Below are 24,047 nucleotides of genomic sequence, written 5' to 3'. Positions count from 1 at the left end.
AGCCCCGTACCCCATGACTCCAAAGGAGCAACGCAAATGGACCGCGCCGACAACGTCATCGACATCGCCCGCTATCGCACGCGCCGCCAGGCCCGCCGCATTGCCGAGCTGATGTGGCTGATGTACGCCTCGCGCGCGGGATACGGGGCATGCCAGATTCTGCAGCAGCGACGGGACGGCGGCATTCGAGAGGCGTGAAACCATGGGGCAGTCCTTTCTTGCCGGCGCCCATGACCAGGTGTTGATCGCGGCGCCAAGCCCCGTGGACGACCCCATTGGCAAACGAGTCGCCAGCAACCTGCTGCGCCTGCGCAGCAAACGAAATCTCTCCCTGGATGGCCTGTCGCGCGTATCCGGCGTGAGCCGGGCCATGCTGGCGCAGATCGAGTCGGGGCGAAGCGTTCCCTCCATCAAGGTGCTGTGCAAGATCGCCCAGGGCCTGAAGGTCTCGGTGGCGGCCTTCCTTGACGACCGTGCCTTCGACGGTGTCGCGGTGCTGCCGGCGCGCCAGAGCAAACGCCTGGTGAGCCGCGACGGCAGCTTCGTCAGCCGCGCGCTGTTCCCCTTCGATTGTTCGCGCCAGGTGGAGTTTTACGAGCTGCGCCTGGCGGCACTGGCCAGCGAGGATTCCCCCGCTCACGCCCCTGGCACCCAGGAGAACCTGGTGGTGGCCCAAGGTGTGCTGGAGATCAGCGTCAACGACGAGCGCTTCCTGCTCGCCACCGGCGATTCGATCCTCTTCTACGCCGACCAGCCCCATACCTACCGCAACCCCTCGGACAGCGAAGCGGTGGCCTACCTGGTCACCACCTATGCCGAGCGCCTCGATTGAGTCGGCACGTCTACCCGACTGGTGGATAGAAAAGCGCTGTCCACCCTACGGGGCTGGAGGGTGGGGGCGTCTCCTTGTAGGGGCGAATTCATTCGCCAAGGGCGGCGAAGCTGCCCCCTGCGGCGCCCGAGTGGCAGAGCCGTAGGGTGAAAATAGCGAAGCGATTTCCACCAAAGGTTCCCCGGAGCTGAGGCACAAAAAAAGCCCGGCGGGTTCCCCAGCCAGGCTTTTTCGTATCCTGCCGATCAGCAGGTGCAGCACATCACCGGCATGCCGTTGCAGCTCATCATCATCGGCATGCCGCACTCCATCATCTTCATCATCAGGGCGCAGCAGCTCTTGAACATCTCCATGTTCATGCCCTGCATCGGCATCATCCTGCACATCAGGGGACCGCCCTCCATGGAGCACTCCATCACGCACTTCATGGACGGCATGGGCATGCCCATTCCCATCATCGGCATCATGTTCATCATCGGCATCATGGCCATGCCGGACTGGGACATGCCCATCATCGACATGTTGCCGCAGTGCATCATCATCGGCATGCCGCAGTTCAACATCATCGCCATCATCTCGGCGCTGTTGCGGAACATCGCCATGTCCATGCCCATCGCCGGCATCATCTTGCACAGCATGCCGTCGGCCTGCATTTCACACTGCATGGTGGCCATCATCATGGGCATGCCCATCATCGGCATCATGGTGTTGGCGTTCATCGGCATCTGCATGGCATTCATCATGGTGGCGCTCCCTCAAAGGATGGAATGGGTAAACGGAATGGCGGCCATTCTAGGAACGCCCGGATGCCGGACAAGATGACGAGCCAGCGTCGGCGAACGACGCCGGGCCACTGATTTTTCGCGTGCCGCAAACGGATTCGATGCGATAACGAAGGACTGGCTGCCATAGCGATCAGCCCCTCGGCCATGGCGCCGAAACCGGCGAAATGGATATGCGATCAAACGCTTAGCAAATAACCCTAGTGAATAAAAAATCTAAGCCCAGGCGATCTTTCTCACCAATTACGCGGTTTTGACCGAGGTTCTGGACACAACAAGTCACTTCAACGGATGACTGAGACCGACCCTGGTCGAAGGTGAGGATCAGGAACGCGGCCCGGTGCTGGTCACCCTGGAATACGACGCCGATCCGGAAAACGCGGCAGCCTTCCAGGATGCAATGAGGGACGTACGCGGCATGCGCAAGCGCAACGGGGCGATCTCCTGGAAACTGGTGCAGGACAGCGAGAACCCGCGTCATTGGCTGGAACTCTTCGTCGATGAGTCCTGGCTGGAGCACCTGCGCCACCACCAACGGATCTCACTCGGCAAGCCGGAAGGCATCCGCCATTCGATCCTGCTCCCGCGCGGACAGGCCCACACCTCCGGCCAGCGTCCGCCATTGACCGACGATTTCTCGAAACTCCTCGATGATCTCGTCCGCCTCGCGTAGGTTCACGCGGAAATACCCAGCAACTTCGCGGGCCAGTTCAAGGTCGAGGGCGTTGTCCGCATCAGTGATATTGAGCTTCAGCCCGTCGGCATGGGAAACAGGGTTCATGTCGTAGGCCGGCGAGAGCTTCCAGCCATTGCCGGGCATCAGGATGAAGCCGTGATTGCGCAGGTGATCGTCCGTGTTGGAGACGAGGATGTTGAAGACGATTCGCGACCATAGTTCTCGCAGGTCCTTATTAGGCTGCGAGCCCTGGTTCATGAGTACTTCTGCGAGCTCCAGGTAGCTCACCCCGGTCGAGGCATCGTCGCCATCGCTGTGCCCGGTCAGGGTCATCGCCGAAGCAAAGTGCAGCCGGCGGCCTGCATCGGTGCGGTCGAAGCGGCGCACCATGAAGCAGTGATGATCGCTGGCGAACTTCCGAGCCTGCGCTGGCGCGACATCCAGGCCGCAACCGCTGGCCAAGGCATTGACCACCATCTCCCAGCCACCGACATCATAGGTATCCCGTGTGCTTGGGAACTTGGCGATGTACAGGTGCCCCGCATCGTCCGCGACGCTCGCCTTGGGCCTGGCGCCGCCGAGCGATCCACCCGGCGCGATGAGCATGCGCAACCAGTCCTGCCCCTCTGCAGCGATGTTGTCGGGATCCTGCTCAAGCGCGCGGCTGGCCTGCTCCAGGGCACGAATCTCAGTGAAAGGCGGGGCCGCGACGTTGATCCGGTCATCAAGGAAATCGCCCTCGTCTTCGATCCGGAACCGCAGCGCGCCCACGCGATACAGGTCATGCACACCCAGCAGGTAGTCCGATTCGTAGAGACGCGCCTCCGCAGGCAACAGCCCTGCCCGCTGGTCACGCTCGAACCTGCGATCCATCAGCAGGCGCCCCCAACGATCTGGGCTCGAGTCATCGAAGACCCCGAACTTGTCTCTGGGCGGGGCGGGATATTGCGGTCCGCCGAAGGGCTGAAGGCTCGGGTCCAACTGCAATCCGGCAAGGTGAGGGTCGGCAAGCGCTGCAGTGTCGTATTCGAACTCGAACCGCTCGGTTGCTCTGGTCCTGCGGCTGTGCAGGAAGCCAAGTCGTCTGGGCCCAGGCAGTCCGTCCCAGTCCGCATACACGGCAATCAGGCTCATGACTCTACGTTCCCTTTGCGTTTCGGCTTGCGAAGCAATGACGTCAGAGCATCCGTGCTCGTCGCGACGTCTATGGGCGCCTCAGCGCTGGCAGCGACCTCTTTCCCGGCGCCTTCAGGCGCCGGCTTGTTGGCCTTCGTCTCCGCATTCTTTTTCGTGATCGAAGAGGGTTTGTGGGGTGCTCGCGCTACTGGGGGCGCATTGCGAGCTGCTTTCGTGGGCGCGGCGCGGCGGCTGTGTACAGCGTCGTTCCCGATCAAACGCGCGTCCTGGAGCTGGCGGCCAAGTTCATCCGCATCGGCGAGCTTCGCCAGGTCGCCGGCCAGGCCAAGAACCTGCATGACAGACAGGTAAGCACCCATCGTGACGCCTGATCCGCCCGCTTCCAGCGAACGCAGGGTCATGGGGGACATCCCCGCGCGCTCGGCAACCTGTTTGGCCGTCAGCTTGCGGCGCAGACGCGCTAGCTTGAGCCGCTCACCGAATTCGATGAGGAGCTTGTTGGTCGACGGCAAGAGAGGGGCTGTCTTCTTGGCCATGGCGCTAATATTCCATCGCTTTTCAATAAGAACAGCCAAAATATTAGCACTTTAGCGGTAGGGCGACCAACGCCACGCGGCAATTGAACGTCACCCTGATCGCCACTAGAGGCAATATTTCATGTTTTTCAGCTAAAAAACGCCAGAATAATTACAGGCGCCGCGCGGAAAGAGTCGGCTCCGCTTACGGGCCAAGGACTCCAGTTTGGGGAGCCGGGCCCGTCAGGAAGCGGCTGCTCCGTTCAGGTGGCCGCTCAAGTTGCCGACCATATCCAGCATGGAGTAATCCCGGAACGAGAAGCGCCATACGCCGTCGATGCGTTCGAATGCATCGTGATACCGACCTGTGGCGATGGGCTGGAGTGGCAGGTTGTCTGTTCCCTGCAGAACGGTGTAATACGACCTTGCGGTGGCGCGGTGTGACGCCTCATCGACTTCGATGATCGGGTTAGTGACCAGGTGCTTTGTACGAGGCGTGCCACAGGGATAGAGCTTTACCTGCTCACGAAAGATGCACAGGAGTTCGTCTGCGCCGACCCGCTCATCGCCCGGCTGCAGTTTGATTTGCGCATGCCGGAACAGCTCGGCGACACCTTGCAGATTTCCACCATCCAGCAGCTCGGCGTATCGGTACAGCAGATTGGCGATCTCCGTTTCGCTGTTGCTCATGCACGCCTCCTCCTGCATCGGTTGTGGGTGCCAATGTAGGGCCGTGGAAACTCCCCTGGCTTCGTCCCGGTGGACTAGGACTGATCGGCCTCTGCGACGCGCCGCGATAATCGCTGGTGGAGAAAGTGCCAGGTCGCTTCGTGGGCCGCCTGGCGCTTGAGGCCGTCCGGGGACGCCAGCCAGAGCGCGATGTAATGGGCGCTGGCGTCGCTGAGCCGTGCGAGGCGCGAATCGCCATCGGCCAGCATGCACCAGAGCGGCGCGGCCGCATCGCTGGTCAGGACGGCGCTGCGCATCGTCTCCCAGCTGTTGACCCGCGTACTGATCGAGGCGCCCTCGCCGACCTGTTCGTTGACCCAGTCGAGGAAGGGTTTGGGCGCGTATTCGCTCCAACCGATCCAGGTGGTCGGGGGCCTGCCATTTCGTTCTACGGCGCCATACATGGCGACTTCCATATTGCCCAGCAGCACAGTGTCGAGTCGCTCGGGGCGTTCGTACGCGTCGCCAATACCGAGATCGGCCTTGCGCTCCATCACCACGCGCATCGGGTCCGCGACGCTGGCGATCTCGATGGTGATCCCGGGGTGTATGGCATGGATGGCCAGGACGTCCGGGATGAACGCATCGCCCAATCCTTTGGCGATGGCAATCTTGACGGTCCCTTCAATGGCCTCACCGCTCCCGTACAAGAGCCGTTCGAGCTCCCGGATTTCGTCGCTGATGCGCTCCGATGCCTTCAACACGGCACGTCCCGCCTCGGTCGTCCGGGTTACACCGTCCTCAGCGGTAAAAAGCCGCTTGCCGATGGAGCGCTCCAGCGCATCCAGGCGGCGAGCAACCGTGGTTCGGTCGACGTGCAGGCTTTTGCTTGCGGCAAGGAGGGAGCCCGTTTGCGCGACGGTGAGGAAGAACCGCAGATCATCCCATCGGAGCGGGCCACGGGCATTTTTGCATTGGGTCATGCGAAATCACTCATTCCGGGTGTCCAGAGCAGGTTCCTATATTAGGCCTCGAGCTGAATCGAGTAGACCTATGAACTGGACAGAAAGCCGTGATGTGGTGGTAGTGGGATCAGGCAATGGTGGGCTGGCCGCCGCACTCTGCCTGTACGAAATGGGCGTCAACGACGTGCTGGTCATCGAGTCCTCGGACCAGGCGGGCGGGACGAGCGCGTTGAGCGGTGGAGGTGTGTGGATTCCCGGCAACCCTTACGCCGAGGCCGAAGGCATCCAGGACAGTTACGAAGACGCCCTGGCCTACGTGCTGGCTACCGATCCTGAAGGCACCGTCCCCCGGGAGATGATCGAGACCTACCTGAAAAATGCGCCGAAGATGCTGCGCTTCCTGCATGCACGCACGCGCATGCGGTACCGGTCGCTCGCGCATTACCCGGATTACTTTTCGACGCTGCCGGGGTCGCGGCCGGGACATCGTTCCATCGAGCCCGAGCCGGTGAACATCACGAAGCTAGACCAGCGGGGCCAGTACCTCCGCGATCATCACCCGATCCTGAAAATGCTCGGCCGCGTACCGATGACGCAGACCGAAGCGCACAGCTTCAATGTGCAGGCGCCGGGCTGGCGCCTGTTGGCCGCCAAGCTCCTGGCGCAATATTTCCTGGATTTGCCGCAACGACTGCGCACGCACCGGTCACGCCGGGCCACCTGTGGCAGTGCCGGCGTGGCACGCCTGCTGTGGTCGATGGAAGACCGCAAGCTTGCGCTCGACCTGAAGAGCGAAATGGTCGATCTGGTGATGGAACGCGGTGCAGTCACCGGCATCATCGTGAAGACGGAGGGGCGCCAGCGAGTGATTCAATGCCGTCGTGGCGTGGTGCTGGCCTCGGGCGGCTTCGAGCACAACCAGCAGATGCGTGAGACCTACCTCCCCGCCCCCACCCACACCAGCTGGACGACCACGCACAAGGGCAATTGCGGCGCACCGATCGAGATCGCCAATCGCCACGGTGCGCGCCTGGCGCGCATGCAGGGGGCATGGTGGGTACCGACCTTCCGCGTGCCGGGTATCCCGTATCCGTACCCCTCGATCATGGAGAAGTCCTATCCCGGCAGCATCGTCGTGGAGAAAGGCGGCAAGCGAGTGGCCAACGAATCGATGAACTACCAGATGTATGTGCGGGAATGTCATCGCCTGCATCAGGCGGGCACGGATACGAGCCAGCTGTGGATCATCTTCGACGCCGATTTCCGGCGGAAGTACATCGTGAGCCCGATCCTGACGTCGAAGCTGATGCCGGACTGGCGCATTCCCAAGTCCTATTTCGACGAAGCCTTCCTGAGCAAGGCCGACACGCTCGAAGAGCTGGCACTGAAGGTCGGTATCGACGCTGCCGGACTCGCGGCGACAGTCGAGCGCTTCAACCGGTTCGCCGTAGCCGGCAGGGACGAAGAATTCGGCCGGGGCGACAGCGAATACGACCGCTATTACGCCGACCCGTCGGTGAAGCCCAACCCCTGTCTCGCGCCGATCGGCCGTGGGCCTTTCTATGCGGTGCGCATCCACCTCGGCGAGTTCGGTACCAACGGCGGATTGGACATCGACACCAACGCCCAGGTCAGGAATGAACAGGGCGAGGTCATCCGTGGCCTGTATGCCACGGGCAACTGCGCGGCTTCGATCCTGCCGGCGTATCCGGGGCCGGGATCGACGCTGGGGCCGGCCATGACCTTCGCGTACCAGGCGGCCAAACACATCTCGGGAGCCACGCTCGCCGAGTGATCGGCGGCGCATTCGTGGATGAGTCGCGTACCAGGATCGAAGGGGCTGGCCGGGCCCCTTCGCCAGGGTTATCGCGGGGCGTCCAACACCAGTCGGATCAGTCGGATATGGCGCCTGATGTCAGCTTCTTCGACGGGGGCGAGGCAGTAGCTCAACCCGAGGCGGCTTATCAGTTCGATGATGTCTTCCAGGGCAGCGGGAGCGAATGACAGGCGCTTGATGTATTGCCGGTAGGGTCCTTCCAGCAGGCTGTGCCACATCGGCGCGATGTTCTCGAGGATATAGGCGGAGACTTCCGGGGAGACGTTCTTGGCCAGGTAACTGTGGTGGAACCCGCCGTTGTGATGGTCACGGTAGCGGACTGAAAAACACACGCACTCGATCAGGTAAGCCTCGAAGTCGTCCTCGAATTCGGCAAGGCTGCGCTGCATCTCTTCGAAGAAGGCACTGTTCTCGACGCTGATGACCGCCTGGATCAGCTCTTTCTTGCTGCCGTAGTAACGGTAAAGGGTTCGGCGGGAGATGTTGGCGCGCATGGCGACATCGTCGATGGAGAAACTGTCGAAACCATCTTCGATCATGGCGTCCAGCGCCGCCTTCAGGATGACCGCGCGACCCTCGCCGACACTCTCCATCCGGCTGGCATCTCCCCAGCGCAGTTTCCGACTCATGCAACCCTCCCCGCCTCTACATGGAGACGCGATTCTCCCATGGTTTGGCGCACAGAAGCGTGCCCTGGTGCGGTGAAGGGCGCTGACACGCCTGGCCGGCAACTTCGGCCAGGCTTGTCAGTCCGAGCGACCAATCAGTTGAAGGCCTTGCCCGCCAACAGACCGCCATCGACGATGAACTCCGAGCCGGTGCAGTAACTCGATTCATCGCTGGCGAGGAACAGCACCAGATTCGCCACTTCGTCCGGGCGCCCGATACGCGGGATCGGCAAGCCACGGTAGATCGTCGACGGATCGATGTCGGCCATCTCCGGCGGCCGCGCCATGTTCGTGTCGATCCCACCGGGGTGGACGGAGTTGACCCGGATGCCGTACGCGCCGAGCTCCAGGGCGGCGGCCTTGGTCATGCCACGCACGGCGAACTTGCTGGACACGTAGGCCGTGCCCCAGGCCACCCCCTCCATGCCCGCCGTGGACGAGACATTGACGATGGCCCCACCGCCTGCGGCCTTCATCGCCGGCAGTACGGCCTTCATGCCCAGCCAGCAGCCCACCTGGTTTACCTCGATCACCCGGCGATAGTCCTCCAGCGAGCAAGTCTCAAGAGACGCCATCTTGAGGATCGCGGCATTGTTGACCAGCACGTCGAGCTTGCCGAAGTGCTGCTGCGCCACACGCACCGCAGCACTCCAGTCGTCCTCGCGGGTGACGTCCAGATGCTGGAACAGCGCGGCTTCGCCCAACTCGGATGCAACCCGCTGGCCTTCCGCATCCAGCACGTCGGCAATCACCACCCGCGCCCCCTCGGCGACAAAGCGCCGGGCTTCCGCCTCGCCCTGGCCTCGGGCGCCGCCCGTGATCAATGCCACCTTGCCTTCCAATCGCTTCATTGCAGTGCTCCTCAGCTGGATGTTGCTGCGGCAATGACGTCGACCATCGACGGGTTGCGCCGCAGGGTCTGGCCGCCACTCACATGGATGACTTGACCGGTCACGAAACTGGATTCGTCGCTCGCCAGCCACAGCGCGGCATCCGCGACGTCGGCGGCCAGTCCACTACGACCCAATGGGATTTCACGCTGGTAAAGCGCGGCAATGGCCGGATGGTGCAGACCGCCGCCGGACATCGGCGCATCGGCCACGCCGCCCGGCGCGATCGAGTTGGCGCGGATGCCGCGATGCCCGAACTCATGGGCGATACAGCGGATCACGTGGTCGATTCCGGCCTTGGTACCCATGTACGCGGCGTGCTGGTCGAACATGATGGTCGCCGTGACCGACGAGATCTGGATGATCGAACCGCCTGCCGGCATGTGCCGCAGCAGTGCCTGGAAATACTGGAAAGGCCCACTGAACTGGATGGCGTTCATCTGCTCCAGGTCGTTCCGGCTGTGATCCAGGAACGGCTTGAGCAGCCCCCAGCCGCTGGCATTGACGCCGATGTCGAGACCGCCCAGGCGCTGTACGGCGTCCGCGACCAAGGCGTTCACCTGGTCTTCCACGGTGATATCGCAGACCCGGGCATCGCAGCCCAGGTCGGCGGCGACGGCATTCAGCGCATCGGCGCGGCGGCCGGCGACCAGCACGCGCGCGCCCTGGTCGAGGTAACGGCGGGCGATGGCTTCGCCGACATTGCCGGGCGCCACGCCAAGCACCAGGGCGGCCTTGCCTTCAAGTCGATTCGTCATGTCGTTTTCTCAGACGGTACGGATGGGTTGGCTGCCGTCCCAGCTCTTGGTAACGGCGATTCCGTTTCGGATCAGGTCACGCATGCCCGCGCCCTGGATGATTTCAAAGAGGACGCCGGGCTCCGCCGAATCCTCCAGATAGGCAACCCGTGTCGCGGGGTTGTGGGCCTCGAACACCACCTGCAGGCCATTGCTCGTCAGGCGAGCCAGTTCACGGTCGAGGTCGTCGACCACCCAGGCAATGTGGTGCAGCCCGAGCAACGGACGCCCTTGAGCATCGCGGTACGGCGACGCGCTGTCCTGGACAACCTCGATCAACTCGATCTGGACATCGCCCTGATAGGCCAGCCCCACGTTCATCTCCACCTGTACCGCCTCACCCCGGTAGCGCCCGTCCAGGACAACGTCGCGGAAAGCCGTCCAGGGACCGACGCCGAGACGCTGCACCCAGCGATCCATGCCCTGGTCCAAGTTGTCGACCAGGTAGCCGAGCTGATCAATCGGGCCCATCAGTGCTTTGCTCATTTCTTCTCGCTCTGTTGAGTGTCATGGCCTGCGGTCTGGTGGGCCGCGTTGCCTGCCGTGGGAGGAACAAACGCTGGGGTATGGCGACGGACGCCCTATGTCACAAAATATAGATTGGAGACAGATAATGTCACATAAATACTTTTTGTGACAATGTAGGGCGCGAACGCACGTTGCACGCAGGGGCGGCGGGGATCAGGGGTGACAGGACGTCAGGATACCGATGGCTGTTTAAAGCCTGCTGTGGGCAGCCAGCTCTTCAGGCGGGGAGGTCCCGGTCGCCCAGGTTCAGCGTGGCGCCGGGGAAACGCAGCGATGCCCACGGCGCCAAGCCGCGGGCATCGTCGTGCAATCAGTGCGGTTCAGCGGCCAGAATCGCGCCGGCCAGTTCCAGGTCACTGCTCGCGCGCAGAGCAGGATTCGCGTTGCGGAGGCGTTGCAGCTCGGCCTCGAGGTACGGCCCGCGTATGGCGCCGTCACTGGCGATGAAGCTGCTGGCGTCGTCCTGAACGGGGCCGACGAGTTTGTCGTCACCACCGCTGGTGATGTAGCTGGAGGCGGTGGTGGCGCCGGTGGAAAGGAGGTTGCGCAGCAGGTCGTCGTCTTCGGCCATGGCCGAGGCAAACGGAAGGGCGATCAGGGCAAGGGCTGTAGCGGTACTGCGGAAACGCATGGGGACTCCTCGGGTGTGTGCGTTCCCCCTCAGATTGCGCCCCGTGAAACGAGTTCCGGCCGTGCTGCAGACAATTTTGGCCGGGGCTGGACCGTAGGGTGCGCTGCGCGCACCGATTCCGGGATCGGCTTCGGCACCCCGCCGAACCGCCGGTGCGCACGGCGCACCCTACCCATGAAAAAGGCCGGCGCTGGGCCGGCCTTTGTCGTTGGCTACGGGATTCAGACCCTGAAGCGGGTCACCAGGCCATTGAGGTCCACGGCCAGCCGCGACAGTTCCTGGCTGGACGCGCTGGTCTGGTCGGCACCGGCCGAGGTCTGTACCGCCAGGTCGCGGATGTTCACCAGGTTGCGATCGACTTCCCTGGCGACCTGGGCCTGCTGCTCCGACGCGCTGGCGATGACCAGGTTGCGCTCGTTTATTTCCGTGATGGCGCGGGTGATGTCCTCCAGCGCTTCTCCGGCCGCCTGGGCCACCTGCAGGGTGGACTGCGCCCGGACCATGCTGTTCTGCATCGCCCCGACGGCTTTCTCCGCGCCTTGCTGGATGCCGCCGATCATCTGCTCGATTTCCGTGGTGGACTGCTGGGTCCGGTGGGCCAGTGCGCGCACTTCGTCCGCGACCACCGCGAAACCGCGCCCCTGCTCGCCGGCACGGGCCGCCTCGATGGCGGCGTTCAGCGCCAGCAGGTTGGTCTGTTCGGCGATAGCGCGAATGACGTTGAGCACCTGGCTGATATTCCTCACATCGTCGGCCAGTTGTCCCACTTCCTCGGAGGTGACCGTGACATCGGTCGCCAGCTGATTGATGGAGTCGACCGTCTGACGCACCTGGGCATGGCCGCTCTGGGCCGTCTGGTCGGTGCGCCGGGAAGCTTCGGAGGTCGTGACCGCGTTGCGCGCCACCTCTTCCACTGCGGCAGTCATCTCATTGACGGCCGTGGCTGCCTGCTCGATCTCGGTGTTCTGCCGGTGCAGCCCACGGTTGGAGTCCTCGGTGACCGCATGCAGTTCCTCGGAAGCAGACGCCAGCTGGCTGGAGGAATCCGCGATGCGCTGGATGGTATCGCGCAGATGCTGCTGCATTTCGCCCAGGGACTGGAGCAACTGAGCGGGCTCGTCGCGGCCCTGGATGCTGATGGTCCTGGTGAGATCCCCCGAGGCGACCGTGCGGGCCACCTCAACCGCCTGGGACAGGGGCCGCACGATGCTGCGGGTGAGCACCAGGGCAATGAACACGCTGACCGCAGCGGCGCCGACCAGCAGGAACAGGATCAGACTCTCGGCACTGTGGAAGACCTCGTCGCTTTCTTCCGCCGCGCGCGCTGCACCGTCCTTGTTGAGGGCGGCCAGATCCTGCAGCTCCTTGCTCATCTGGTCGGCCAGGCCGTGCAGGCTGGAGTTCACGACCTGGATGGCATCGGCACGCTTGCCCTGCTGCACGTACGTCTGCACTTGTGCCTGCTGTTCCATGTAACGCGATTTCGCCGCAGCGAAGTCGTCATAGGCGGTCCGTTCCTCGGCGTTGGAGATCATCGCCTGGTACGTGCGCTCGGCCGTTTCCAGCGCCTGCTTCGCCGCATCGAGCTGCTGGCCGGTTTCGCGCAGAGCGCTTTCGCCGCGCTGCACCAGCATCCGCAACGTCAGCGACCGGACACGGGACGAGGCGACGCCGATGTCGTTCACGGCGACGATCGACGGCAGCCATTTCGTGTCGACCACTTCGGACATCTTGTCCATCTGATTCATCTGCATAAGACCGAAGCCACCCAATGCGAGGGTGATCAGCGTCAGCACGGCGAATCCCAGTCCTGCCCGCAGGCCGATGTTCAAGTTCCGCAGATCCACGTCCAGCTCCTTCTTAGGCCAACCTGTTCATTCACGGGGAACCGACGTCGCGCTAGCCGCGATGCGAAAGCTTCGCAATGGCGTGGCGATGGGCCACTACCTCCGCGCCCCGTGCGGAGAATGCCATGAGAACGAAATATCCGCTCGGATTATGAGTGAATTCGAGCGACTGGATTCGGGCGGCAAAGCCACTGCCCCGGATGGTCGGTGGCGCGGCTCAAAGCTCGTACTTGGCCTTCAACGCCTGCACCGCTTGCTGCTCTCGCTGGAGGAAGGCATCGAAGCGGCGGATCAACTCCGGATGACGGATGCTGGACAGGCAGTAATAGCTGTTGGCGAGCGGCAGCAACGTCGGCGCTACTACCAGGCCGTGCTCCTGGCCCTGGCGCTTGAGGTGGAAGTGCGCCACCTGCAACGCCATGTTGGCCGCGTCGATGTGGCCAGCCAGCGCCATGTGGATAAGCCCCTCGGGATTGGGCGCCTCCTGGATGACCACCCGCCCGGCGGCGATATCGTCCTGGAACTTCCACGGCGTGAAGCCGCGAACGAAGCCGAGCCTGTGGAAACGTTCGCGCGGCTGGCCCCGACGCTGCGGCAGCACCAGCATGGCGTCCTGGAATTGCAGCACCGGCTGCGAATAGGCGATGTCCGCCGGTTTCTGCTCCGCCTCCCAGCGCGGGTTGTCAGGGAACACCAGGTCAAGCTGGCCCGCACGGTACGCATGGGCAAGACGCCTCACGGGCAGCACCACGTAGGTGAAGCGCAGGTTCTCGCGGGCGGCGAACAGGTCCAGCAGGTCGCGGGCAAAGCCTCGGTACTGGTTGTCTGGCGGTACGGCGGAATAGATCGGGTAGTAATCCACCTGCTCCACGCCGACGCGATACTCGGTCGGCTCGGCGGCCTGCACAGGCTGGAGCCAGAAAGCGGCGAGCAGCAGTGTGACCAACCAGTGCGCTCGGCAGCGGTGGATGACCAGCGGGATCGGCATAGAAGAACGACAACCTTGCGGGAGGGCCTCAGTGTAGGCTGGCCCGATCCCGGCAGTCTTCTCTTTTTCTGCCCTTCAGCAGCACCCTGTTTTCAACTGAATCGGTGTCCCCTCCCGGCCGTCGGCCGACCGGGCGGCGCGCAACCAAATCCGGGCGCCGCTGTCCATAATGGCGCGCGCCGTCAGCGTTCCCGGGAGGCCCTAGTTGCTCGCTGTATCCACATGCACGTTTCTTCGCACATTCGCCATTGCACTTTCCTTGATTTCCACCACCGCCCTCGCCTGCCCCGCCGGGCAATCGAAGGTCTGCGTGGTGACCTGCTTCTGCGCGCCGGGCAGCCAGGGGGACATGGCGCCGCTGCTGGAAGGCGTCAACCAGATGGCCTCCACCAGCCTGCAGCAGTGGATCGTGGAATCACGCAACAACATGGACGCCAGCCGGTTGCAGCCCATTCCGCTGCACATTCGCGCGCAGCTGGAACCCTGGTACGACCTGGGGGTACTGGATACCGTGCGCTACAAGGTGGGCGTCGACGACGAGGTGAACGCCGCCAACACCCTGATGCAGAACCCCGACGTGGAAGCCGTGACCCTGGTGGACGTGATCGTTTTCCGCAACGCGGAAGACGCCGAGAACAACGTCGCCCTCTGGGCCCACGAACTGCATCACGTGAAGCAGTACCAGGAATGGGGCGTGGCAGGCTTCGCCCAGCGTTACACCCGCGACTACAACACCGTGGAGGCGCCGGCGTACAAGATTCAGGCCGAGGTGAGACGGGCGCTGAAGCCGACCATGGCGAGCAGCGCCCAATAGCGCGGCCCGCCGCCGGGGCGCAGGTAGGCGCCGCCTGATGGGCAGGGTTACACTGGCGGGCGATTCGATCCGCCCAACCACTTCCAGGAAAATCCGTGCCCCACTCCTCCGACGACCGCGCATCCTTGGCCGCCTTTGCCCTCGAAAGCCCCGCCCCGCTTTACGCCAGGGTCAAGGACATCATCCTGCAGCAGATTCGTACCGGCGTCTGGGGACCGAACTTCAAGCTTCCCTCCGAGAGCGAGCTGTTCAACCAGTTGGGCGTCAGCCGCATGACCATCAATCGCGCGCTGCGCGAACTCACTATCGAAGGCGTGCTGGTGCGGGTGCAGGGGGTGGGCACGTTCGTTGCCGAAGCCAAGGGCCATGCCGCGCTGTTCCAGATCCATGACATCGCCGAGGAAATCACCTCGCGCGGCCACACCCATCGCAGCGAAGTGATCCTGCTCGAAGCGCTGGCAAACCAGGACGCGGCCTCGCTGCCCTTCCCCCTGGACGGGGTACGCACGCTGTTCCACTCGGTGCTGGTGCACTACGAAAACGAAATCCCGGTGCAGATCGAGGAACGCTTCGTCAACGCGGACGTCGCCCCCGACTACCTGAAGCAGGACTTCACCCGCGTCACCCCCTTCGCCTATCTCGTGCAACTGGCGCCGCTGACCGAAGCCGAGCACATGGTGGAAGCCATCCAGGCGACGCCCACCGAATGCAAGCTGCTGCGCATCAAGCGCACCGATCCCTGCCTGCTCATCCGCCGCCGCAGCTGGTCCGGCAAGGGGCAAGTGGGCTGCGCCCGCCTCGTCTACCCCGGCTCACGCTACCGCCTCGAAGGCCGCTTCGGCCAGTAACGCCCGCCACGCCCCGCATCGCCCTCGGCTGCCTCCAGCCGAGGGTGCCTTGTTGCGTTTTTTCGCCGTTCGGGCGTTACCCGAAACAGGCGCCGTTACCTTTTTTCGCTCCGTCCGTCGCCCTGGCCGGCTTCTCCGTCCGCCCCAGCGCGCGCCGACAGTACCTGTCTCGCCCACTCAACCCATTGAAAAATAAGCGCATCTCCATTCCCTGAGGCCCCGATGCAAGGCGCCCTCGGCAGGTTGGTCCTGTTTTTGCCTTAGCTTGTATATACAGGTTGATATATGGTTGTATGTATAAGAGATGAGAAACCCACACCCACGCCCCAGGTGCGATCGGGAAATCGCCGCCCGGAGCAACACCCGCCCTAACAAGAAGGAAACCACCATGAAAGCCTCCCGCTTCCGTGACACCGAAATCCGCGCCCCGCGTGGCACCAAGCTGAACGCCAAGAGCTGGCTGACCGAAGCGCCGCTGCGCATGCTGATGAACAACCTCGACCCCGAGGTGGCGGAGAACCCGAAAGAGCTGGTGGTGTACGGCGGCATCGGCCGTGCCGCGCGCAACTGGGAGTGCTACGACAAGATCGTCGAGACCCTGAAGGAGCTGAACGACGACGAGACCCTGCTGGTGCAATCCGGCAAGCCGGTCGGCGTGTTCAAGACCCACGCCAACGCCCCGCGCGTGCTGATCGCCAACTCCAACCTGGTGCCGCACTGGGCCAACTGGGAACACTTCAACGAACTGGACGCCAAGGGCCTGGCCATGTACGGCCAGATGACCGCCGGCAGCTGGATCTACATCGGTAGCCAGGGCATCGTCCAGGGCACCTACGAAACCTTCGTCGAGGCCGGCCGCCAGCACTACAACGGCAACCTCACCGGCCGCTGGGTGCTCACCGCCGGCCTCGGCGGCATGGGCGGCGCCCAGCCCCTGGCCGCCACCCTGGCCGGCGCCTGCTCGCTGAACATCGAGTGCCAGCAGACCAGCATCGACTTCCGCCTGCGCAGCCGCTACGTCGACGAGCAGGCCACCGACCTGGACGACGCCCTGGCGCGCATCGCCAAGTACACCGCCGAGGGCAAGGCCATCTCCGTCGCCCTGCTGGGCAACGCCGCCGAAATCCTGCCGGAGCTGGTCCGCCGTGGCGTGCGCCCGGACATGGTCACCGACCAGACCAGCGCCCACGACCCGCTGAACGGCTACCTGCCGATCGGCTGGACCTGGGAGCAGTACCGCGACCGCGCGCAGACCGAGCCGGCTGCCGTGGTCAAGGCCGCCAAGCAGTCCATGGCGGTGCACGTGCAGGCCATGCTGGACTTCCAGAAGATGGGCGTGCCGACCTTCGACTACGGCAACAACATCCGCCAGATGGCCAAGGAAGAGGGCGTGGCCAACGCCTTCGACTTCCCCGGCTTCGTCCCGGCCTACATCCGTCCGCTGTTCTGCCGCGGCATCGGCCCGTTCCGCTGGGCGGTGCTGTCGGGTGATCCGCAGGACATCTACAAGACCGACGCCAAGGTCAAGGAACTGATCCCGGACGACGCCCACCTGCACCGCTGGCTGGACATGGCCCGCGAGCGCATCAGCTTCCAGGGTCTGCCGGCGCGGATCTGCTGGGTCGGCCTGGGCCTGCGCGCCAAGCTCGGCCTGGCCTTCAACGAGATGGTCCGCTCCGGCGAGCTGTCCGCGCCGATCGTGATCGGCCGCGACCACCTGGACTCCGGCTCGGTGTCCAGCCCGAACCGCGAAACCGAAGCGATGCAGGACGGCTCCGACGCCGTCTCCGACTGGCCGCTGCTCAACGCCCTGCTGAACACCGCCAGCGGCGCCACCTGGGTTTCGCTGCACCACGGCGGCGGCGTGGGCATGGGCTTCTCCCAGCACTCGGGCATGGTGATCGTCTGTGACGGCACCGACGAAGCGGCGGCGCGTATCGCCCGCGTCCTGACCAACGACCCGGGCACGGGCGTCATGCGCCACGCCGATGCCGGTTACCAGATCGCCATCGACTGCGCCAAGGAACAGGGTCTGAACCTGCCGATGATCACCGGCAAGCGCTGAGGGCTGACGTCATGAACAAGCAGAACCACACCCCTAAGCCGCTGCAAGGCATCCGCGTGCTCGATCTCAGCCGCGTGCTGGCCGGCCCGCATTGCACTGCGATGCTGGCCGACCTGGGCGCCGAGGTCATCAAGTTCGAGGTCCCCGGCCACGGCGACGACAGCCGCCACCTGGGCCCCTTCGGCGAGGATGGCGAGAGCATCTACTTCGGCCTGATCAACCGTGGCAAACGCAGCGTCGAACTCGACTTCAAGGCCCCCGCCGAGCGGCAGCGCTTCCTCGAACTGGTGGCCGACGCCGACGTGGTGGTGGAGAACTTCCGCCCCGGCGTGACGCAGCGGCTGGGCATCGATTTCGACAGCCTCACGGCGCACAACCCCCGGCTGATCTACGCCAGCATTTCCGGCTTCGGCCAGAGCGGGCCGCTGTCCGCCCGCCCGGCCTACGACATCGTCGCCCAGGCCATGTCCGGGCTGATGAGCGTGACCGGCTTCCCCGAGACCGGCCCGACCCGCAGCGGCGAAGCCCTCGGCGACCTCTGCGCCGGGGTCTACGCCGCCTGGGCGATCAGCTCCGCGCTGTTCGCCCGCGAGTTCCACGGTGCCGGCGCACAGTACCTCGACGTGGCGATGTTCGACGTGCTGGTCAGCCTGCAGATGACCGGCCTGTCCAACCTCTTCGCGCACGGCAACGCCCCTGGCCTGGTGGGCAACCGCCACCCGGTCTCGACGCCCTTCGACACCTACCGCGCCGCCGATGGCCTGGTGGTGATCGCGGTGGCCAGCGACAAGTTGTTCCGCCGCCTGTGCCAGAGCATGGAACGTGAGGCCCTGGCCGATGACCCGCGCTTCGTCGACGACGGCTCGCGTACCGCCAACGAAACCGCACTGAAGGCGGAGATCGAAGCCTGGACGGGCACCCGCCGCGTCGAGCAGATCTGCGACCTGCTGCTGGACGCCGGCGTGCCCTCCTCTCCCGTGTGGAACCTCGCCCAGGCCACCGGCAGCGAGCAGGCCGAGACCCGCCAACTGCTGGTGGAGGCCGGCGCGCGCTCGCCGCTGGTCCCGCAGCCGGTGTTCTTCAACGGCAGCAAACCCCACGCCGCCTCGCCCGCCCCGCACCTGGGCGAAGCCAATGCCCTGTTCGGCCTGACCCCCTCTGGAGAATGAAGATGAACTTCGAACTGGACGCCGCGGAACTCGCGGTCATCGAATCCGCCGAGCGCGTCGCACGTGATGTGCTGCAGGCGAACGCCCAACGCTACGACGAAGCCGAGTCGTTCTGTGGCGACAGCCTCAAGGCCCTGGGCGAGCTGGGCTTCATGGGCATCAACCTGCCCGAGGCCTACGGCGGCTTCGGCATCGGCAGCCTGGCGATGAGCCGCGTGGTGGAAGCCGTGGCGGCCGCCTGCGCCTCCACCGCCTCGGCGCTGACCGCGCACTTCCTGGCCACCGACTCCATCCTCATCGGCGCGACCGAGGCGCAGCGCCAGGAATGGCTGCCCCGCGCCGCCAGCGGCGAGCTGCTCGGCGCCTTCGGCCTGACCGAACCCGCCGCCGGCTCCAACCCGGCCGACATGCGCACCCGCGCCAGCCGGGAGAACGACGGCTGGCGCATCCGTGGCAGCAAGCACTACATCACCAACGCCCGCGAAGCCGACTTCATCGTGCTCTATGCCAAGACCGATGCCGAGGCCGGCCACCGTGGCATCAGCGCCTTCCTCATCCCCAAGGGCACCGAGGGCATCACCTTCTCCAGCCCGGAGAAGACCATGGGCCTGCGCGGCAGCACCATCTACGAGCTGGCCCTGGATTGCTGGCTGCCCGCCTCGGCCCTGCTGGGCGAGGAAGGCCAGGGCTTCAAGACTGCGATGGAAGTGCTGGACCGTGGCCGGGTCGAGGTGGCGGCCATGTCCCTGGGCATCGCCCGTGCGGCCATGGAATACAGCCTCGGCTGGGTCCAGGAACGGCAGATCGGGCCCAAGCCCCTGGCCGCCTACCAGGGCACCCAGTGGCGCCTGGCGGACATGCACGCACAACTGGAAGCGGCGCGCCTGCTGACCATGCAGGCGGCGGCTCGCCGCGACTCGGGCGAGCGCTTCAGCCTGGAATCGGCCACCGCCAAGCTGTTCGCCGCCGAGGCCGCCGGCTTCATCACCGATGCCGCCCTCCAGCTGCACGGCGGCTATGGCTACATCCGCGACCTGCCACTGGAACGCTTCGTGCGCGATGCACGCATCCTGCGCATCTTCGAAGGCACCTCCGAGGTCCAGAAAATCATCATCTCCCGCGCCGTACTGGACGCCGCCCGCAGCTGAGGCGGCCAACCCGGGCGGCGCCAGCCGTCCAGGTCCGCAGGGCATCCGTTGCAATAACAACAATAGAGGCGCCATGGGCAATGGCGCCGCAGGAGGAAACCCGCATGTCTGGCAAGTCCCTTATCGAAACGCGCTCCATCGATTACATCCCCGAGAGCGAACGGCACGGCCGCCTCTTCAGCCAATTCACCTTGTGGTTCGGGGCCAACCTGCAGATCACCGCCATCGTCACCGGCGCCCTGGCCGTGGTGCTGGGCGGTGATGTGTTCTGGTCATTGATCGGCCTGCTGATCGGCCAGGTGTTCGGCGGCATCGTCATGGCCCTGCACGGCGCCCAAGGGCCGCGCCTCGGCCTGCCGCAGATGATTTCCAGCCGCGTGCAGTTCGGCGTGTTCGGCGCCGTGATCCCGCTGGTGCTGGTCTGCATCATGTACATCGGCTTCAACGCCACCGGCACCGTCCTCGCCGGCCAGGCCATCGGCCGCATGGCGAACGTCAGCGACACGGCGGGTATCCTCATCTTCGCCGCCGTGATCGTGGTGCTGACGGTCTGCGGCTACCGCGTGATCCACCTGCTGGGACGGGTCGCCAGCGTGCTCGGCGTGGTGGCCTTCGCCTACCTCTTCGTGCGCCTGCTGTCGGTGAACGACATCGCCACCCTGCTCGACAACCGGCACTTCAGCTGGAACACCTTCCTCCTGGCCGTTTCGCTGTCGGCTTCCTGGCAGATCGCCTTCGGCCCCTACGTTGCCGACTACTCGCGTTACCTGCCCAGCTCCACGTCCCCCATGCGCACCTTCCTCGCCGTCGGCCTGGGTTCGGTGCTGGGCTCGCAGACGTCCATGGTGCTCGGCGTGTTCGCCGCCGCGCTGGCGGGCGGCGCCTTCTCCGGACATGAGGTGAGCTACATCGTCGGCCTGGGCGCCAGCGGCCTGATGGCCAGCCTGCTGTTCTTCAGCGTGGGCTTCGGCAAAGTGACCATCGCCACCCTGAACGCCTACGGCAGCTTCATGTGCATCGCCACCATCGTCAGCGCGTTCCGCAGCCGCTTCACCGTCACCCACGGCCAGCGCCTGCTGTTCGTCCTCGGCATTGTCGGCGTCTCCACCAGCCTGGCGCTGATCGGCCAGCATTCCTTCCTCAGCGCGTTCAAGTCGTTCCTGCTGTTCCTGCTGGCGTTCTTCACGCCCTGGAGCGCCATCAACCTGGTGGACTACTACTTCATCACCAAAGAGCGTTACGACGTTGCCGCCCTGGACGACCCGGATGGCCGCTACGGCCGCTGGAACTGGGTGGGTATCGGCACCTATGGGTTCGGCGTGCTGGTGCAGATGCCCTTCATCGCCACCGGCTTCTACACCGGGCCGCTGGTGCAGCACTTGGGTGATACCGACATCTCCTGGCTGGTGGGCCTGATCGTGCCGGCGCTGGTTTATTGCCCGCTCGCCCGGCAGTGGGCCCGGCGCCAGTCGCAGGCGCACGTCCAGGGCCTTGCCCAGGGACAGCGCTAGACCTTGAACGCGGCTTTCCGCCCCACCGGGTGGCAAGCCGGTTCCCCGTCCATTCCGCCAACAGGCTCCGAGTCCCCATGAACGGCAACTCGAATTCCGTCCAGCCGACCGGCACGCAGGAACGCCTGCGCGAGGCGGCCCTGGACCTGTTCACCGAACAGGGCTACCCGAACACCAGCCTGCGCGACCTGGCCGCCCGCCTGGGGATAGGCGCGGGTTCGCTGTACAACCACATCGAAAGCAAGCAGGCGCTGCTCTTCGACCTGGTCGAGGAGTGCATGAGCGATCTGCTCAGCCTCACCCGCACCAGGCTGAAGCCCGCCCAGGGCACGCGGGCCCGCCTGCGCGCCTTCGTCGGCGCCTTCATCGAGTTCCAGCAGGGCGAGCGGAAAAGGTTGCAGCTCATGCTGCGGGAGCGGCGCAACCTGACGGCCGAACAGAATCGCCTGCTCGCCGCACTGCGCAATGACTACACGCAGTGCCTGACCGGCATCATCGGTTCCACCCCGGCCCGCCGGGGCCTTGAAGGCTCGCGGATGAAGTTCTTCACCAGCGGGGTCATCGGCATGCTGGAAAGCCTCCCGGACGCCGAGGACACCGAGTCGCCCCTGCCACCCCAGTTGATCGCCGAACAGCTCACCGAGATGATCCTCGGCGCCGCCGCCAGCCTGGAGCCGTCCTTCAGCGCGGGGCCGGGAATCAGAGCGACGCGTTGAGCTCGGCGATCAGCGCCTCGCGGTGCTTGAGGGCCGCCACGGAGGCTTCGCCCAGGCGACTGGCCACGGCGCTGAGAATGCCTTCGGCCAGCAACATGAAGGCGCACATGCTGTTGCTGAAGAACAGGCTCTGGTTGGGCACGTTGAAGCTATAGCGGGCGATCTTCGCCAGCGGCGAGCTGCTGGAGTCGGTCAGGGCGACGACCTTGATGCCATGCTTGGCCGCCACTTCCGCCGTGGCCAGCACGCTCGGGGTGTAGGGGAAGCAGCTCGCCACCACCAGCACGTCACCTTCATCCAGTTGCGCCAGGGCATCGGCGACGCCCTGGCGGGCCGCGTCCAGCGCAGCCACGTCCGGGCGCAACATGCCCAGGGCATACGACATGAACAGTGCCAGGGAAGTGAACTGACGCATGCCGTGGATGCGCACCCGCCGGGCGCTGGTGAGCAGCTCGACCGTGGCGTCGAAGTCGGCGCAATCCACCTGCTCGATCATGCTCGCCATGTTGGCGCTTTCCTGGCGTCCCAGACGGGTGAGCTGGCCGATGCTGTCGTTGCCGCCGGTGGGCACCAACAGCCGGGCCTGGTCGCTGTAGAAGGTGCGGCCCTCGGTGACTTCGCGACGGAATACATCCTGGAACTTGCTGAAGCCGCCGTAGCCCAGCTTCTGTGCCAGGCGCGAGAAGGTGGACGGATTCACCCCCAACTGCTCGGCCAGTTCGCTGATGGAGGACACCGCCGCACGCTGGGGCGCCTCGATCAGGGCGGTGAGCACGCGGCGCGAGCTGCTGCCGAGGGAGATGTCGGCCTCGCGCCGTTCGATGGTTTCGAGCAGCAGTTTCAGGCCCGCTAGGGTATCTGGGGGATTTGCCATGACAGCATCCATCTGAAGGTTTCCCGGGGCCCGCCCCGGTGGCAGGCGCCCATACTACCGAGCCTTGAACCCGGCCGCGATGGCCGGATTCGGGTCAGGCGACCACTCTTCCGCTGAGGGTCGGGGTGCGGGTGTCGGCGTCCGTGTACACCGACCAGTCCACTGCGTCCGCGCCGATCAGGAACAGCGCCGTGGCCAGGGTGTTCTCGTCGTCCGGATCGTCGGCGGCACACCGGTAGACCGGCAGTTCGCCGCCCGAGGTGTCGCGCAGGATCGCCAGCGCATCGTCGCGATCGAGCGTGTTGCCCAGAGAGGCGACGCGCCCGTCCACGCAGGTCTGGCGATTGCCCGAACTGCCGGTGATGCGCTGCGCAACGTCTTCCAGTGCTGGGTGGACCAGATGATTGGAATGACCGAACGGCCGCTCCACATCGACCACGGACGACCCTTCGGACGTACCCTCGAAGCTGACCAGGCGACGACTGCCCACCTGCCCCAGGGCGTGGTGGAAGGCGCCGGCACGGCCTTCGCTGGCCAGGATATTCACAGCCTCATCGAGGCTCGCCGCATCCAGGCTGGCACGTCCCAGCACCTGACGAGGCAGGCCCGCCGGAATGGCACGGGGGCGGATATTGTTCACCGTCACCACCAGCCCCTTCTGGTTTACCGCGAAGGTGTGGCCGGGAATCGAACCGGGATAGACGAAGGAGGTGAAGCCAAGGCCCTGCTCCGGCGTGACGCTGACCAACGCGCAGTGCCCACGCAGTTGCGGCAGGCCGTCTTCGTTGTGGGCGATCAGGGTGCCGCTGGCGGTGGGGCCGAGCACCGTGGTGCAGCCGTCGACGCTCTGCTGCTGCACGAAGTCGCCGCGGCAGTTCCAGAGAAAGACTTCGTCTACCGGCAATTCCAGTCCGGCCGCGAGGCCTTCGATTTCCTGCCAGTGGCGCGGGAAGCACTGCTCCACGGCGCTGCGCATGCCGCGCGCCGCGTCGGTGCCGGCAAGCCCCGCCAGGTGCCGCCACAACGCCAGCGGACGCAGGTGCCGGTGTACTGCCTCGCGGCCAAAGACACCCAGGCCGTGGCCGACGTCGTAGGCGCTGCCGCCGAGCTGGAGGTGAGTGAATGCCATGTCTCTCTACC

24 protein-coding genes and 1 pseudogene are annotated in these 24,047 nt (G+C 64.9%); 11 read left to right on the top strand and 14 right to left on the bottom strand.

The window, feature by feature from the left end:
- Positions 1-36: 36 nt before the first annotated feature.
- Together TQ98_RS27875 and TQ98_RS06515 are read left to right on the top strand one after the other, a co-directional pair.
- Positions 37-198, top strand: a complete 162-nt coding sequence (locus tag TQ98_RS27875; RefSeq protein WP_177410162.1) for a hypothetical protein — start codon at positions 37-39, stop codon at positions 196-198.
- 4 nt (positions 199-202) lie between these two features.
- Entirely contained in the window at positions 203-832 is a 630-nt protein-coding gene (locus tag TQ98_RS06515; RefSeq protein WP_044873015.1) for an XRE family transcriptional regulator, read from the top strand.
- Positions 833-1,077: 245 nt separating this feature from the next.
- Here TQ98_RS06515 and TQ98_RS06510 read toward each other — a convergent pair whose 3' ends face one another.
- Complete coding sequence (locus TQ98_RS06510) at positions 1,078-1,575, bottom strand: hypothetical protein (RefSeq protein ID WP_044873014.1); 498 nt, start codon at positions 1,573-1,575, stop codon at positions 1,078-1,080.
- Between the two features lie 361 nt (positions 1,576-1,936).
- Here TQ98_RS06510 and TQ98_RS28050 point away from each other — a divergent pair.
- Positions 1,937-2,167, top strand: a pseudogene (locus TQ98_RS28050) (MFS transporter); the annotation flags it as partial.
- Here TQ98_RS28050 and TQ98_RS06500 read toward each other — a convergent pair.
- The 4 genes from TQ98_RS06500 to TQ98_RS06485 all read right to left on the bottom strand — a co-directional run bounded on the left by TQ98_RS06500 (position 2,156) and on the right by TQ98_RS06485 (position 5,594).
- Positions 2,156-3,424 carry a HipA domain-containing protein gene (locus TQ98_RS06500; RefSeq protein WP_044873012.1) on the bottom strand — a complete coding sequence of 423 codons (1,269 nt, stop codon included), beginning with the start codon at positions 3,422-3,424 and terminating at the stop codon, positions 2,156-2,158. The pseudogene TQ98_RS28050 and the gene TQ98_RS06500 sit on opposite strands and share 12 nt — an antisense overlap.
- Complete coding sequence (locus tag TQ98_RS06495) at positions 3,421-3,963, bottom strand: helix-turn-helix transcriptional regulator (RefSeq protein ID WP_044873011.1); 543 nt, start codon at positions 3,961-3,963, stop codon at positions 3,421-3,423. The genes TQ98_RS06500 and TQ98_RS06495 overlap by 4 nt, the downstream gene beginning before the upstream one ends.
- Positions 3,964-4,185: 222 nt before the next feature.
- Positions 4,186-4,632: a nuclear transport factor 2 family protein gene (locus TQ98_RS06490; protein ID WP_044873010.1), complete on the bottom strand. Its 447-nt coding sequence runs from the start codon at positions 4,630-4,632 to the stop codon at positions 4,186-4,188.
- Positions 4,633-4,706: 74 nt separating this feature from the next.
- Positions 4,707-5,594: a LysR family transcriptional regulator gene (locus TQ98_RS06485; RefSeq protein ID WP_044873009.1), complete on the bottom strand. Its 888-nt coding sequence runs from the start codon at positions 5,592-5,594 to the stop codon at positions 4,707-4,709.
- 70 nt (positions 5,595-5,664) lie between these two features.
- Between TQ98_RS06485 and TQ98_RS06480 the strand changes: the two genes are divergently transcribed.
- The gene (locus TQ98_RS06480) at positions 5,665-7,371 is read left to right on the top strand and encodes an FAD-dependent oxidoreductase (RefSeq protein ID WP_103102893.1); all 1,707 of its coding nucleotides are present in this window, start codon (positions 5,665-5,667) and stop codon (positions 7,369-7,371) included.
- A gap of 68 nt (positions 7,372-7,439) precedes the next feature.
- On the opposite strand, the gene TQ98_RS06475 is transcribed toward TQ98_RS06480, so the two are convergent.
- From TQ98_RS06475 to TQ98_RS06445, 7 genes are all read right to left on the bottom strand, one after another.
- Positions 7,440-8,042, bottom strand: coding sequence for a TetR/AcrR family transcriptional regulator (locus tag TQ98_RS06475; RefSeq protein WP_082073245.1), 603 nt, complete (start codon positions 8,040-8,042; stop codon positions 7,440-7,442).
- 134 nt (positions 8,043-8,176) lie between these two features.
- A complete protein-coding gene (locus tag TQ98_RS06470; protein WP_044873006.1) occupies positions 8,177-8,932 on the bottom strand; it encodes a glucose 1-dehydrogenase in 756 nt (251 codons plus the stop codon).
- Between the two features lie 11 nt (positions 8,933-8,943).
- Positions 8,944-9,729: an SDR family oxidoreductase gene (locus TQ98_RS06465; protein ID WP_044873005.1), complete on the bottom strand. Its 786-nt coding sequence runs from the start codon at positions 9,727-9,729 to the stop codon at positions 8,944-8,946.
- 9 nt (positions 9,730-9,738) lie between these two features.
- Entirely contained in the window at positions 9,739-10,254 is a 516-nt protein-coding gene (locus TQ98_RS06460) for a VOC family protein (RefSeq protein ID WP_044873004.1), read from the bottom strand.
- 352 nt (positions 10,255-10,606) lie between these two features.
- Positions 10,607-10,927 carry a DUF2388 domain-containing protein gene (locus TQ98_RS06455; protein WP_044873003.1) on the bottom strand — a complete coding sequence of 107 codons (321 nt, stop codon included), beginning with the start codon at positions 10,925-10,927 and terminating at the stop codon, positions 10,607-10,609.
- A gap of 221 nt (positions 10,928-11,148) precedes the next feature.
- The gene (locus TQ98_RS06450) at positions 11,149-12,774 is read right to left on the bottom strand and encodes a methyl-accepting chemotaxis protein (RefSeq protein WP_044873002.1); all 1,626 of its coding nucleotides are present in this window, start codon (positions 12,772-12,774) and stop codon (positions 11,149-11,151) included.
- Between the two features lie 217 nt (positions 12,775-12,991).
- The gene (locus tag TQ98_RS06445; RefSeq protein WP_044873001.1) at positions 12,992-13,762 is read right to left on the bottom strand and encodes a transporter substrate-binding domain-containing protein; all 771 of its coding nucleotides are present in this window, start codon (positions 13,760-13,762) and stop codon (positions 12,992-12,994) included.
- A 259-nt stretch (positions 13,763-14,021) separates the two neighbouring features.
- Here TQ98_RS06445 and TQ98_RS06440 point away from each other — a divergent pair, with 259 nt between their 5' ends.
- The 7 genes from TQ98_RS06440 to TQ98_RS06410 all read left to right on the top strand — a co-directional run bounded on the left by TQ98_RS06440 (position 14,022) and on the right by TQ98_RS06410 (position 22,033).
- Positions 14,022-14,576, top strand: coding sequence for a DUF4157 domain-containing protein (locus TQ98_RS06440; RefSeq protein WP_242443057.1), 555 nt, complete (start codon positions 14,022-14,024; stop codon positions 14,574-14,576).
- 95 nt (positions 14,577-14,671) lie between these two features.
- Complete coding sequence (gene hutC / locus TQ98_RS06435) at positions 14,672-15,424, top strand: histidine utilization repressor (protein WP_103102892.1); 753 nt, start codon at positions 14,672-14,674, stop codon at positions 15,422-15,424.
- Positions 15,425-15,812: 388 nt separating this feature from the next.
- Positions 15,813-17,489, top strand: coding sequence for a urocanate hydratase (hutU, locus tag TQ98_RS06430; protein WP_103102891.1), 1,677 nt, complete (start codon positions 15,813-15,815; stop codon positions 17,487-17,489).
- Between the two features lie 11 nt (positions 17,490-17,500).
- Positions 17,501-18,658: a CoA transferase gene (locus TQ98_RS06425; RefSeq protein ID WP_044875110.1), complete on the top strand. Its 1,158-nt coding sequence runs from the start codon at positions 17,501-17,503 to the stop codon at positions 18,656-18,658.
- 2 nt (positions 18,659-18,660) lie between these two features.
- Positions 18,661-19,806, top strand: coding sequence for an acyl-CoA dehydrogenase family protein (locus TQ98_RS06420; RefSeq protein ID WP_044875111.1), 1,146 nt, complete (start codon positions 18,661-18,663; stop codon positions 19,804-19,806).
- 104 nt (positions 19,807-19,910) lie between these two features.
- Positions 19,911-21,317 (top strand): cytosine permease, encoded by a 1,407-nt coding sequence (locus tag TQ98_RS06415; RefSeq protein WP_044875479.1) that lies wholly within the window; start codon positions 19,911-19,913, stop codon positions 21,315-21,317.
- A 77-nt stretch (positions 21,318-21,394) separates the two neighbouring features.
- Positions 21,395-22,033 carry a TetR/AcrR family transcriptional regulator gene (locus TQ98_RS06410; RefSeq protein WP_052659262.1) on the top strand — a complete coding sequence of 213 codons (639 nt, stop codon included), beginning with the start codon at positions 21,395-21,397 and terminating at the stop codon, positions 22,031-22,033.
- Here TQ98_RS06410 and TQ98_RS06405 read toward each other — a convergent pair.
- Complete coding sequence (locus TQ98_RS06405; protein WP_103103133.1) at positions 22,017-22,907, bottom strand: MurR/RpiR family transcriptional regulator; 891 nt, start codon at positions 22,905-22,907, stop codon at positions 22,017-22,019. The two genes, TQ98_RS06410 and TQ98_RS06405, sit on opposite strands and share 17 nt — an antisense overlap.
- A 94-nt stretch (positions 22,908-23,001) precedes the next feature.
- Positions 23,002-24,036, bottom strand: coding sequence for an acyl-CoA--6-aminopenicillanic acid acyl-transferase (locus TQ98_RS06400; RefSeq protein ID WP_044875113.1), 1,035 nt, complete (start codon positions 24,034-24,036; stop codon positions 23,002-23,004).
- Positions 24,037-24,047 lie beyond the last annotated feature (11 nt).

The organism is Pseudomonas sp. LFM046, assembly GCF_000949385.2.
Taxonomy (GTDB): Bacteria; Pseudomonadota; Gammaproteobacteria; order Pseudomonadales; family Pseudomonadaceae; genus Metapseudomonas.
Note: the sequence above shows the minus strand (reverse complement) of the source record. Positions and strands in the feature narration are given on the sequence as shown.

Coding starts and splice junctions, on each gene's coding strand:
- TQ98_RS27875 (WP_177410162.1), top strand. CDS start 37: ATGGACCGCGCCGACAACGTCATCGACATCGCCCGCTATCGCACGCGC.
- TQ98_RS06515 (WP_044873015.1), top strand. CDS start 203: ATGGGGCAGTCCTTTCTTGCCGGCGCCCATGACCAGGTGTTGATCGCG.
- TQ98_RS06510 (WP_044873014.1), bottom strand. CDS start 1,575: ATGATGAATGCCATGCAGATGCCGATGAACGCCAACACCATGATGCCG.
- TQ98_RS06500 (WP_044873012.1), bottom strand. CDS start 3,424: ATGAGCCTGATTGCCGTGTATGCGGACTGGGACGGACTGCCTGGGCCC.
- TQ98_RS06495 (WP_044873011.1), bottom strand. CDS start 3,963: ATGGCCAAGAAGACAGCCCCTCTCTTGCCGTCGACCAACAAGCTCCTC.
- TQ98_RS06490 (WP_044873010.1), bottom strand. CDS start 4,632: ATGAGCAACAGCGAAACGGAGATCGCCAATCTGCTGTACCGATACGCC.
- TQ98_RS06485 (WP_044873009.1), bottom strand. CDS start 5,594: ATGACCCAATGCAAAAATGCCCGTGGCCCGCTCCGATGGGATGATCTG.
- TQ98_RS06480 (WP_103102893.1), top strand. CDS start 5,665: ATGAACTGGACAGAAAGCCGTGATGTGGTGGTAGTGGGATCAGGCAAT.
- TQ98_RS06475 (WP_082073245.1), bottom strand. CDS start 8,042: ATGAGTCGGAAACTGCGCTGGGGAGATGCCAGCCGGATGGAGAGTGTC.
- TQ98_RS06470 (WP_044873006.1), bottom strand. CDS start 8,932: ATGAAGCGATTGGAAGGCAAGGTGGCATTGATCACGGGCGGCGCCCGA.
- TQ98_RS06465 (WP_044873005.1), bottom strand. CDS start 9,729: ATGACGAATCGACTTGAAGGCAAGGCCGCCCTGGTGCTTGGCGTGGCG.
- TQ98_RS06460 (WP_044873004.1), bottom strand. CDS start 10,254: ATGAGCAAAGCACTGATGGGCCCGATTGATCAGCTCGGCTACCTGGTC.
- TQ98_RS06455 (WP_044873003.1), bottom strand. CDS start 10,927: ATGCGTTTCCGCAGTACCGCTACAGCCCTTGCCCTGATCGCCCTTCCG.
- TQ98_RS06445 (WP_044873001.1), bottom strand. CDS start 13,762: ATGCCGATCCCGCTGGTCATCCACCGCTGCCGAGCGCACTGGTTGGTC.
- hutU (WP_103102891.1), top strand. CDS start 15,813: ATGAAAGCCTCCCGCTTCCGTGACACCGAAATCCGCGCCCCGCGTGGC.
- TQ98_RS06425 (WP_044875110.1), top strand. CDS start 17,501: ATGAACAAGCAGAACCACACCCCTAAGCCGCTGCAAGGCATCCGCGTG.
- TQ98_RS06420 (WP_044875111.1), top strand. CDS start 18,661: ATGAACTTCGAACTGGACGCCGCGGAACTCGCGGTCATCGAATCCGCC.
- TQ98_RS06415 (WP_044875479.1), top strand. CDS start 19,911: ATGTCTGGCAAGTCCCTTATCGAAACGCGCTCCATCGATTACATCCCC.
- TQ98_RS06410 (WP_052659262.1), top strand. CDS start 21,395: ATGAACGGCAACTCGAATTCCGTCCAGCCGACCGGCACGCAGGAACGC.
- TQ98_RS06405 (WP_103103133.1), bottom strand. CDS start 22,907: ATGGCAAATCCCCCAGATACCCTAGCGGGCCTGAAACTGCTGCTCGAA.
- TQ98_RS06400 (WP_044875113.1), bottom strand. CDS start 24,036: ATGGCATTCACTCACCTCCAGCTCGGCGGCAGCGCCTACGACGTCGGC.